At 59.3% G+C, this 10,924-nt stretch carries 9 protein-coding genes; 5 read left to right on the forward strand and 4 right to left on the reverse strand.

All coding sequences use genetic code 11. The features are described 5' to 3' along the window. Positions 1–144: 144 nt before the first annotated feature. Entirely contained in the window at positions 145–1,335 is a 1,191-nt protein-coding gene (locus tag AC1D1X_RS07110) for an aminoglycoside phosphotransferase family protein (protein ID WP_477670462.1), read from the reverse strand. Between the two features lie 117 nt (positions 1,336–1,452). On the opposite strand from AC1D1X_RS07110, the gene AC1D1X_RS07115 reads away from it, so the two are divergent. The 4 genes from AC1D1X_RS07115 to AC1D1X_RS07130 all read left to right on the forward strand — a co-directional run bounded on the left by AC1D1X_RS07115 (position 1,453) and on the right by AC1D1X_RS07130 (position 6,946). Continuing rightward, positions 1,453–3,909 carry an LPS-assembly protein LptD gene (locus AC1D1X_RS07115; protein ID WP_477670463.1) on the forward strand — a complete coding sequence of 819 codons (2,457 nt, stop codon included), beginning with the start codon at positions 1,453–1,455 and terminating at the stop codon, positions 3,907–3,909. Then, positions 3,902–5,320: a peptidylprolyl isomerase gene (locus AC1D1X_RS07120; RefSeq protein ID WP_477670464.1), complete on the forward strand. Its 1,419-nt coding sequence runs from the start codon at positions 3,902–3,904 to the stop codon at positions 5,318–5,320. Before AC1D1X_RS07115 ends, AC1D1X_RS07120 begins: the two co-directional genes overlap by 8 nt. A 127-nt stretch (positions 5,321–5,447) precedes the next feature. After that, positions 5,448–6,227, forward strand: coding sequence for a 16S rRNA (adenine(1518)-N(6)/adenine(1519)-N(6))-dimethyltransferase RsmA (rsmA, locus tag AC1D1X_RS07125; protein WP_477670465.1), 780 nt, complete (start codon positions 5,448–5,450; stop codon positions 6,225–6,227). Positions 6,228–6,244: 17 nt separating this feature from the next. Next, complete coding sequence (locus tag AC1D1X_RS07130) at positions 6,245–6,946, forward strand: glycosyltransferase family 25 protein (protein ID WP_477698045.1); 702 nt, start codon at positions 6,245–6,247, stop codon at positions 6,944–6,946. Between the two features lie 266 nt (positions 6,947–7,212). On the opposite strand, the gene AC1D1X_RS07135 is transcribed toward AC1D1X_RS07130, so the two are convergent. Further along, positions 7,213–7,662, reverse strand: coding sequence for a barstar family protein (locus tag AC1D1X_RS07135; protein ID WP_348050784.1), 450 nt, complete (start codon positions 7,660–7,662; stop codon positions 7,213–7,215). A 54-nt stretch (positions 7,663–7,716) separates the two neighbouring features. Further along, positions 7,717–8,079, reverse strand: coding sequence for a guanyl-specific ribonuclease (locus AC1D1X_RS07140; protein ID WP_477698046.1), 363 nt, complete (start codon positions 8,077–8,079; stop codon positions 7,717–7,719). Between AC1D1X_RS07140 and AC1D1X_RS07145 the strand changes: the two genes are divergently transcribed. Next, on the forward strand, positions 8,033–8,164 hold the full coding sequence (locus AC1D1X_RS07145; RefSeq protein ID WP_477698047.1) for a hypothetical protein: 132 nt from the start codon (positions 8,033–8,035) through the stop codon (positions 8,162–8,164). The genes AC1D1X_RS07140 and AC1D1X_RS07145 overlap by 47 nt on opposite strands. A 126-nt stretch (positions 8,165–8,290) precedes the next feature. Here the strand turns inward: AC1D1X_RS07145 and AC1D1X_RS07150 are convergent, their stop codons facing one another. Next, positions 8,291–10,621: an NADP-dependent malic enzyme gene (locus AC1D1X_RS07150; RefSeq protein WP_477670467.1), complete on the reverse strand. Its 2,331-nt coding sequence runs from the start codon at positions 10,619–10,621 to the stop codon at positions 8,291–8,293. Positions 10,622–10,924 lie beyond the last annotated feature (303 nt).

A 10,924-nucleotide genomic window follows, 5' to 3' on the forward strand; every position in this document is an offset into this window, starting at 1 on the left:
GCCGGGCGCCAGTGCGATGTCAGCGAAAAACCGGGCGGTCATGGTGCTGGTGCAGGARGATGCATTGTTAGGWSYTTGCYGTGAAYGCTATAAAAATAATAGCTGCTKGCGCAGAACCAGCRRGSGCTAYRGCCYGATKGTGCATCAAAAGGTGTAGCCCACACGGGTTTCRTTRCCCTCAATCTCGTCGAGCAGCACCATCAGCGGCCCCAGTTGCCGGTAGCGCGCGGCGGTGTTGCGGGCGTATTTGATGAAGCGGGGTGTGTCGGCCAGGTATTTGGGCTTGCCGTCGCGCAGCGTGAGGCGCGCAAAGATGCCCAGAATCTTGAGGTGGCGCTGCAGGCCCATCCATTCCACGGCCCGGTAAAACTCGCCAAAATCGTCGCCGACCGGCAGGCCCGCCTTGCGGGCTTTTTGCCAATAGCGCACGGTGATGTCCAGTACGAAATCTTCTTCCCAGCTCAGGAAGGCGTCGCGCATCAGGCTGGCGATGTCGTAGGTGATGGGGCCGTAGACCGCGTCCTGAAAGTCCAGCACGCCCAAAGGTGGAGCCCCCACGCTTGTCGCTTCGCGTACTGCGCTGCCCCGTTTCGATACGCTGCGGGGCTCGTTCCCTAGGGGCGGCCCGTCGGAAAATTGCATGCCCCCTGCGTTGCTGGGCCGGGTGATCATCAGGTTGCGAGGCATGAAGTCGCGGTGCACAAACACCCGTGCGCCATCCAGCGAATTCAGATTGCTGGCCTTGATCTGTTCGAAGATGGCGTTCAGCTTGTCCTGAAGGCCAGAGTCCAGCGCCAGGCTGCGATGTTTGGCGACATACCAGTCTGGAAAGAGCGATAGCTCGCGAGACAGAAGTGCGTCGTCATAGGGCGGAAGCACGCCGGGCGTGGAGGCGAGTTGCCAGCGCACCAGGGCCTCCACCGCATCCACATACAGGTCGTAGTGCGCCGGAGTGGGGCTGGCGATAGCGTCAACCTCGGCGGGCGGTCTAATTGCTTCCATCATGGTCTGCGCACCCAGGTCGCTTAGCAGCATGAAGCCCATTGGTTCATCCCAGGCCAGTACGCGCGGGGCAATCAAGCCGGCGCCGTTCATCAGGCCGGCGACCTTGACGAAAGGTTTGCAATCTTCCTGTGCAGGTGGTGCGTCCATGACGATGTAACTGCCATCGCCTGTTGCGGCGTCCACCCGGAAGTAGCGCCGAAAACTTGCGTCAGCTGATGCCGGCCTGATGGTGTCGACCCGCAGGTTGTGCTGGCGGGCAGCGGCGGTCAGCCAGGCTTCGAAAGCCATGGCACGTGCCGGGTCGGCCCAGGCAATGGAGGGAGTGGTCATGTTTCTGGAGTCCCTGCCAGCCCTGCAATTGGGCGCTGGTTCGACATTGTGGGGACGGGGTGGAGGGTCATGGATAATCAGGCCTGATTTTACAAACGGGTTTATCTCACATAAACGATGCGCCGCGCATCCCCTTCGCCCTTTATTCTTTCCCCGATAGCTCAAGCTGTCTCCACGCTGGTGGTTTGCGCAGCACTGGGGATGACCGGTGCCGGGACGGCGCTCGCCCAAACTCCGGCTGCGTCACCTGCTCCTCTTCAGGGCGCTTCCGCCGTCCCCTCCGCAGACCCGCCCGCAGGCGACACCCCGAAACTCAAGTCTTCGCCCCAGCTGGCCGAGCAGGTTTCCAGCGACCCGCAGGACAAGGGCCCCACATTTGTTTTTGGCGACCGGATTTCCGGCCGCCCCGATCTTGAGACCGTGATTGACGGCAATGCGGAATTGCGCCGCGGGTCTACCGCCATCCGCGCGGACCGCATTGAGTACTACCAGCCCGAAGACCAACTTAAAAGCCGCGGCAATGTTCGCATCAACCGGGCGGGCAACAGGTTTGAGGGTCCCGAGCTGGAGATCAAGCTGGACCGGTTTGAAGGCTTTTTCACGACGCCGGCCTACCGCTTCCTCAGCAACAGCGGAAACGGCCAGGCGGAGCGGATCGATTTCATCGATGAAGGCCATTTGACGGCCCAGCGCGCCAGCTACACCACCTGCGAGCGCAATGACGAGGCCAGCTGGGAGCCCTCATGGGTATTGCGCGCCAGAAGCTTCGAGTTTGACCTGGACCGCGAAGTTGGCGTTGCCAATGGAGCCGTTGTGCGTTTCAAGGATGTGCCTATCCTGGCTTTCCCCCGGGTGAGTTTTCCGTTGAGCGACAAGCGCAAGTCGGGTCTTCTGCCGCCCTCCATCGGCATGGGCTCAATCAACGGGTTTGAGTATCGGCAACCTTATTACTTTGATATTGCGCCCAATCGGGACGCGACATTTTCACCGGCGATCATGACCAAACGCGGGGTGGACCTCGCCGGCGAATTCCGCTACCTGGAGCCGAAGTACACAGGCGAACTGCAGGGAAACTTCCTGCCCGGCGACAAGTTGCGCAATCGTGACCGCTGGTCCTACAGTTATCAACACGTTGGTGCCTTCAGCAGCGGCCTGTCATCCGTCGGCGACCTGGGCATCAACCTCAACATGAACCGGGTGAGTGACAACGATTATTGGCGTGACTTTCCAGCTCTCAAGGGGGCGACCACCCAGCGCCTTCTGCCCCAGGACGCGAGTTTGTCGTGGACCCGCGGGTTCTTTTCTTCGTCCATGCGAACGCTCAAATGGCAGACATTGCAGGATGTCACTTCGCCCATCGTTCCGCCTTACGACCGCCTGCCCCAGTTTGCAGCGGCGTACACCCGTGTGGATGCGCCGGTGGTGGGATTGGGCAATGGCTTTGACTGGTCGGTGGAGGGCGACTTCACCCGTTTTTCCGCAGATCGTCAGCTCACCAACCAGCCCAATAGTGACCGGGCATTCACGCGGCTGCAACTGAGCCGCCCCTGGCTGCTGCCTGCGGGGTACATCACCCCCAAAGTGCAGCTGCATGCCACGAGTTACAAATTTGATTCAGCGTTGCCCAATGGTGCGACAACGGCGTCGCGTGTTGTGCCTACCTTCAGCCTGGACAGCGGCGTGCAGTTTGAACGTAATGCCGGGTTCCTGGGCCGGAACTTTACCCAGACACTGGAGCCCCGGGCCTTTTATGTGCGTACACCCTATCGCGACCAGAGCCTGCTGCCCAACTACGACTCCGGGTCCAACGACTTCAACTTCGCCACGGTCTTTACCGAAAACGCATTTGTCGGCAATGACCGTATTTCAGACGCTAACCTGCTGACCCTGGGCGTTACCTCGCGTCTGCTGGATCCTGCGACCGGTGCTGAAGCTGTGCGTGTCGGCATTGCGCAGCGCTTTCGTTTTGAGGATCAGAAGGTGACCCTGCCGGGTGTATTGCCGGTCACCGACCGCATCAGCGACTTGCTGGTCGGGGCTTCCGTCAATTGGGTGCCGCAGTGGTCTTTCGACAGTACGGTTCAGTACAACCCGAAGACCAAGCAATCTGAGCGTGCATCGATTGGCGTGCGCTACAACCCCAGCAATTACCGCGTCATCAGTGCCGCATTCCGGCGCCAGCGCAATGTCAGCGAGCAAATTGACGTGGGCTGGCAGTGGCCTATCAATGATTTGTGGGGCGACAAAGGAAAAGATCTGGGCGCTGGGCAGGGCCAGGGAGGCGGCCGCTACTATGCCGTTGGGCGCCTGAATTACAGCGTGCTGGACAAAAAACTGGTCGACTCGATCATCGGTGTTGAATACGATGGTTGCTGCTGGATAGGGCGCGTGGTTCTGCAGCGCTCTCAAACCGGGACCGGAAGCTCGGATACGAAAATCCTGTTCCAGCTTGAACTTGTGGGGTTTTCGCGCCTCGGCTCCAACCCCCTGGAAACCCTGAAGTCGAATGTTCCACGTTACCAATATCTGCGTGAGAATACCAGCACGCCAAGCCGCTTTACTACTTATGACTAATAACCGCGCCGTCTCAAGATTCCTTTTGAACTCCATTCAAGCCGCCACAACGGCCTTGGCATTGTCGATTGTGCTGATGGTGGGTGCTCAGGCGCAGGGGTTGCGGCCATCGGGTACATTGCGCCTGCCCGACGCGGCCACGGGCTCCCGGACTGCGTCGGCGCAAGGAAGCGCGCAGCGGCAGGCTGACTTCATTGTTGCCGTGGTCAACTCCGAACCCATTACCAATAATGAGGTTCGAAGCAAGTTGATTCGGACCGAGCAACAAATGCTTCAGATGGGCGCGACAGTGCCGCCGCGCAGTGAAATGGTCGGACAAATTCTGGAACGCCTGATCAGCGACAAGGCGCAGCTGCAAATGGCGCGCAATTCGGGCCTGCGGGTCGATGACAATGCCGTCGAAGCTGCGGTCCAGACCGTCGCCAGCCAAAACCAGATCACGGTCGACGAGCTGCGCAACCGCCTGAAAGCGGACAGGATTGACTATGCCCAATTCCGCTCGGAATTGAGGGACGAGCTTTTGGTCAGCCGCCTGCGCCAGCGAGAACTGGAGGCGCGTGCGACGGTTACGGAGCAGGAAGTCGACCAATTTCTGCGTGATCAGGATGGCGGCACCCCATCGTCTTCGCTGGCTCTCAACCTCGCGGAAATTCTGGTGGCCGTGCCGGAAAATGCCACGCCCGATCAAGTCGCAGCACTGCAGGCCAAGGCCCAGCAGGTGATGGACCGTGCCCGCAACGGTGCCGACTTCACGGCGCTGGCCGCCGAAGTTTCAGCGTCTCCCACGCGCGCTTCAGGTGGCCTGATGGGGCTGCGGACTGCAGACCGCTATCCTGATCTCTTTGTTGAGGCGACAAGCAAATTGCAGGCGGGAGGTCTCGCGGGGCCGGTTCGAAGCGGGGCGGGATTTCACATCCTCAAAGTCATCGAAAAACGGCAAGGCGGCATGCCCAGCATGATGGTGGCACAAACCCATGCCAGGCATATCCTGCTCCGGTTGACGCCACAGCTCAGTGAAGCCGCCGCGGTGGAGAAGCTGGCGGGTTTTAAAAGACGCATCCAGGCCGGGCAGGCTGATTTCGCGGCACTCGCACGTGAGAACAGCGACGATGCCTCCGCAAAGGAAGGCGGTGACCTCGGCTGGGCAAGCACCGGCATGTTTGTGCCTGAGTTCGAGAAAGTCATGAACGGGCTGGCACCCAATCAGGTCTCGGATCCCTTGGTATCCCGTTTTGGCGTCCATCTTATTCAGGTACTTGAACGCCGCGAGACCCAGCTATCGCAACGTGAACAGCGGGAGATGGCACGCGGTGTGCTGCGCGAGAAAAAGCAAAACGAAGCCTATGCACTGTGGATCCAGGAGATTCGGGGCCGCGCCTATGTGGAGTACCGTGACGCACCGCAGCTGTGAAGATCGCCTCAGGCCTTCCTTAAGGTTCCATTCGCGCTGCGTGGGCGGGTCAACTTTCCGGGTGACTTCTCCAAGAAACGGCAGCCTTGTTTGTATGCCAGTCTGGCGGCTTTAGGTCGCCCCCAATGTGAAACATATTCCGCGCAAGCGTTTTGGCCAGCATTTCCTGACGGATCAAGGCGTCATTGAGGGGATTGTGCAGGCGATTGCTCCACGTCCAGGACAGGCCATGGTGGAGATCGGGCCTGGATTGGCTGCGCTGACCCAACCCCTGGTTGAACGGGTGGGGCACTTGACGGTCATTGAGCTGGACCGCGATCTTGCCCGTCAGTTGCGATTGCACCCCCAGCTTGCCGTGGTTGAGTCCGACGTGTTGAAAGTGGATGTCCGCCAGCTGGCGCGAACGGCCTGTGCCGAAGGGCAAAAACTTCGGGTGGTCGGCAATCTCCCCTACAACATCTCTACACCCATCCTGTTTCATTTGCTGGATGCCGTGGAGGTCATAGAAGACCAGCACTTCATGTTGCAAAAAGAAGTGATAGACCGGATGGTGGCGGTGCCAGCTACCAGCGATTATGGCCGGCTCAGCGTGATGCTGCAGTGGCGCTACGCGATGGAAAATGTGCTGTTCGTGCCGCCGCACAGTTTCGATCCGCCGCCGCGGGTCGATAGCGCCGTGGTGCGCATGGTGCCGCATGCAGCGCCTGTGGCGCTGGACGTCAAACTCCTGAGTGAGCTGGTGCAGGTCGCCTTTAGCCAGCGCCGCAAGTTGCTGCGTCACACCTTGGGAAAGTGGCTGGACAGCCACGGTTTTGGCGGGCAGTTTGATGTCAAGCGACGCGCTGAAGAAGTCGGGGTGACCGAGTATGTGGCCCTGGCGCGGAGCGTAGCGCAACTGCGCAATTAGCTGTCGGTACACCTGATATGAAGATATTTGTCATCTCACTTCCCGAGGCGACCACCRGGCGAGCGAATATTGACCGGCAAATGATGGCGCTGGGGCTGCGCTATAGCCTGATTGATGGTGTGCGAGTCGACCCAGGACGGCTGGCCGAGGTTGGTTACAGCGAAAGTGCGCGCCTGATTCGTTATGGTTACAGCATGTCGCCGGGGGAGGTCGGCTGTTTTCTCGCGCATCGGGATGCCTGGAGAGCAGTGCTGGCCGAGGGCGGAAAATGCCTGGTGCTGGAAGATGACGTATTAATTCCAACGCTAAGTACGGCGTTGCTCGCCCAGCTTGAATTGGCACCGTATCCAATGGTCAGGCTCGCAGGCGTTTTTGAGAAACGGCACAAATTCATCGGCGACACACCGTACGCAAAGTATTGGGGTGACCCTTCCGGCGCGGCGGCTTATGTGCTGGGACCGCTGGAGGCCGCGGAGTTGATACGGCGATCAGCGCGGTTTTACATGGCCGTTGACGACTTTATGGAGGCGAGGCATTTACACGGTATCAATACCTATGCCTTGTTGCCCTATCCGGTCCGCCAGGCGGGAACCGACACGCAAATCGGCCATCGGGTTCGACCGCGATTGTCCGGCATCGCGCGTCTTCAGCTGATGCTGGTGCGCATCCCGATTGATATCAGCAAATATTTTCACCGCATTCTTTACTACATGTTTTAAGTCGCGGCGCCGTCGGATGCGGCCGTTGTCTTTAACTTCCGGCCTGGCGAAAAAAAGCCCGCAACAAGCGGGCCTTTTGTGAACCGGACAGCGTGCCTTTTTTCAGGCAGCTGCCAGCCAGTAACCCGCATTAAACGGGCTGCTCATGCGCAACGCCAGTGGCGACACGTCTACCAATTTGTCGGTCGGCATGACTTCTTCGCCTTCCGCGGTTGCTTGCTGGGCCTCATTCGCCCGATCCCCTTGGCCAATGTCTGGGGAGCGGGCTACAGAAAAGAATAGAAACATCTGAACGGTATCTTGCGATCCGCCCAGTAATCAGAGGCATCCCGGAAGATGTCGAGCAACTGCTCGCGCGCTTCCTTGTCAAATTTGGCGTTGGCCGGAATTTGCTCGAGCACGACAATAAAGCCGGGCTGCGGGCCTGACTTGTGGACCAGGTCCGTCATGCAGTCGTACAGTGCGTCGAAGTTTTTKCCGAAATGCGCCGGAAAGGTGTACTGCGCCGCAATCATGTCCAGCACGTCCTGCTTGCTCTGGGCGTTGCCCAGGTTGGCGTACAGGAAATGCTGGTTTAAATGTGTCGCGGCATCCTGCAGGTCTTGCACCCGGAAGGCCCGTATGGATTGAACGATATTGGGACGTACGCCGCGCAAGGGCGTTTCACCGTCCTTGCGCAAAGGCGTTTCGTTGTCCCGACGAAGTGGTGTATCCATCTCCGCTACTCTTTCTCTTAAGTCAAAAACTCAAAATAACGATCACAGTTCAATTTATTGAACGATTTTGCGAAAACTCGCATAGTGATCGTCGGTGTAATAACAGGCATCAGGTGCGACAGGTTTCAAGCCACCACAAACGATGCGCCGGGCTCCCCGGCTGCGCTCACCGGGCGTTCTGACGGTGTATTCACGGTAGTAACCGCGACTTTGAGCCGGTAGAAGTCGTTCCCGGTTCCCAAACACCACGCCGTCCTTTTCATGCTTGAAAGGCCCGCCTTGGTAGATCAGCACCATCATGTCGCGTCCCTGGGGGGGCAATTGGACGGTCGCTATGGTCCCGATCGGAACCGGGCCCTTTGCCTGCACCATGCTGGGGATTGACCCGGCCAGACCGGTTGCCAAAACCAGCAACATGGCCGTTTTGGCCGCCCACCCATTGCGCAACATGAAAAAAACCTTTTTCTCGAATCCAGAGTTACCCGCCGATTTTTCGGGTTAACCCTTAAATTTCAAGAGAGGTAGTTTGCCGCATGTGGCTAAAAAACGCAAGTGGATGCTGAAAATTTAGGCAGTAAAGAGAGAGGTCATTGATACACTAAGTTAGTGCTAGCTATCTAATTTTTGCTTATCGACTCGCATTGGCATCCGCGACCGTCAATGCGGTCATGTTGACAATACGGCGCACCGTTGCCGTAGCAGTCAGGATGTGCATGGGCTTGTTTGCTCCCAGCAAAACCGGGCCGATGGCGATATTGCCACCCGCCGCTGTTTTCAGCAGGTTGTAGGAAATGTTCGCTGCATCAATATTGGGCAGTACCAGGAGGTTGGCCTCACCCGTCAGGGTGCTGTTCGGCATGATGAGGGCGCGCGCATCGGCGTCCAGTGCCATGTCGCCATGCATCTCCCCATCAACTTCAAGCCACGGCGCTTTTTCGCGCAGCAACTCCAGCGTGCGGCGCATTTTCAGGGCGCTGGGCAAGTTGGAAGATCCAAAATTCGAATGCGACAGCAGAGCCGCCTTCGGTTTGATGCCAAAGCGCATCATTTCCTCGGCCGCCATGGTGGTGATCTCCGCGAGCTGCTCCGCAGTCGGATCGCAGTTGACGTGCGTATCGAGCAGGAACACCTGGCGCCCCGGAAGCAACAAGCCGTTCATGCAGGCATAGGTGTTGACGCCTTCGCGCTTGCCGATGACCTGATCCAGATAGTCCAGATGATGGGCCGTCGTGCCCCAGGTACCGCAAATCAGCCCGTCCACGTCGCCTTTGTGCAGCAACATGCCGGCGATCAATGTGAGGCGGCGGCGCATTTCGATTTTGGCGATCTGCACCGTCACACCACGGCGTTCCATGAGGCGGTGATAGGTTTGCCAGAAGTCGCGGTAGCGATGATCCTGCTCGACATTGACCACGTCGTAGTCGAGCTCCTCCTTCAGGCGCAGGCCGAATTTTTCGATGCGCTGGGCAATGATGGCGGGTCGGCCAATCAGTGTCGGGCGTGCGAGTCCTTCGTCCACCACGATCTGGCAGGCGCGCAGCACGCGTTCTTCCTCGCCCTCGGCATAGGCCACACGCTTGCGGCTGGCGGCCTTGGCGGCCGCGAAAATCGGTTTCATCACCGTGCCCGAGGCGTAGACAAAGCTTTGCAGCCGTTCGCGGTAAGCGTTCATGTCCTGAATGGGCCGCAGGGCCACGCCGCTGTCGGCCGCCGCCTGTGCGACGGCGGGCGCGATCTTCATCATGAGGCGCGGATCGAAAGGCTTGGGAATCAGGTATTCGGGCCCGAACGCCAGCTTTTCACCCACGTAGGCGGCTGCCACGACTTCACTTTGCTCGGCCTGCGCCAGCTCGGCTATGGCGTGTACAGCCGCGATTTCCATCTCGACGGTGATGGTGGATGCTCCGGCATCCAGTGCGCCGCGGAAGATGTAGGGAAAGCACAGGACGTTGTTGACCTGATTCGGGTAGTCGGTGCGGCCGGTCGCCATGATGGCGTCGTCGCGCACGGTCCGGACGTCCTCCGGCGTGATCTCGGGATTGGGATTGGCCAGCGCCAGGATGATGGGCTTGGCGGCCATTTTGGCGACCATGTCTTTCTTGAGCACGCCGCCGGCGGAAAGGCCCAGGAAGATGTCCGCGCCAGCGATGACGTCGGCAAGCGTGCGTGCATCGGTCTTCTGCGCGAACTGGATCTTGTCTTCGTCCATCAGCTCGGTGCGGCCTTCGTAGACCACGCCAGCCAGATCGGTCACGAACACGTTTTCGCGCTGGATGCCCAGCTTGAGCAACAGGTTCAGGCAAGCCAGGGCGGCCGCGCCCGCGCCGGACGTCACGAGCTTGACTTGCCCCGGACCTTTGCCGACAACCTTGAGCGCATTCAGGACGGCCGCGCCCACGGTGATGGCGGTACCGTGCTGGTCATCATGGAAGACCGGGATCTTCATGCGCTTGCGCAGCTCACGCTCGATATAAAAACAGTCGGGCGCCTTGATGTCTTCAAGGTTGATGGCGCCGAAGGTCGGCTCCAGCGAAGCAATGATGTCGACCAGCTTGGCCGGGTCTTTTTCGTCGATCTCAATGTCGAAAACATCCACGCCGGCGAACTTCTTGAACAGTACGCCCTTGCCTTCCATGACCGGCTTGGAGGCCAGCGGGCCGATGTCGCCCAGCCCCAGCACGGCGGTGCCGTTGGTCACGACAGCCACAAGGTTGCCGCGGCTGGTGTACTTGAAGGCGTTGTTCGGGTCCTTGACGATTTCTTCGCAAGGTGCCGCGACGCCTGGGGAATAAGCCAGGGCCAGGTCGCGCTGGTTGGTCAGCTGTTTGGTCGCTGCGATGGCGATCTTGCCCGGGGTCGGAAACTCGTGGTATTCAAGTGCGGCGCTGCGCAATTCGGCGCGTTTTTCTTCGCGATTGGCTTCAGTGCTATTGGGCGTCGCGGTGGGGGGTGTCGGCATCAGCAAGGTCTCCAGCGGAAACGGTCGGGTCGACCGTCAATTTCTTGTAAGGTCTGCGATTGTAGGCCGTCGGAGGGGAAAACCCTAGTAAGTGAATCTACGCAAAAAGGTGCTTTGCTTTTGACTTTTCAGCACAGAAAGCCGCTTTGCCGCGTAGCTCATTCACGATGGCGGCGCGTAGCCGTTTTTTGAGCGCTTTAAGCGCGAAATAAAAAAAGCCAGGTTGGCGGGCCTGCGCCGCTCAGCGCGCAACACCCAGCAAATGGTCCAGGCGCTCGGGCTGCTCGCGCAACGCCTGGGCCG

It is taken from the genome of Polaromonas sp. P1_G4, assembly GCF_056405475.1.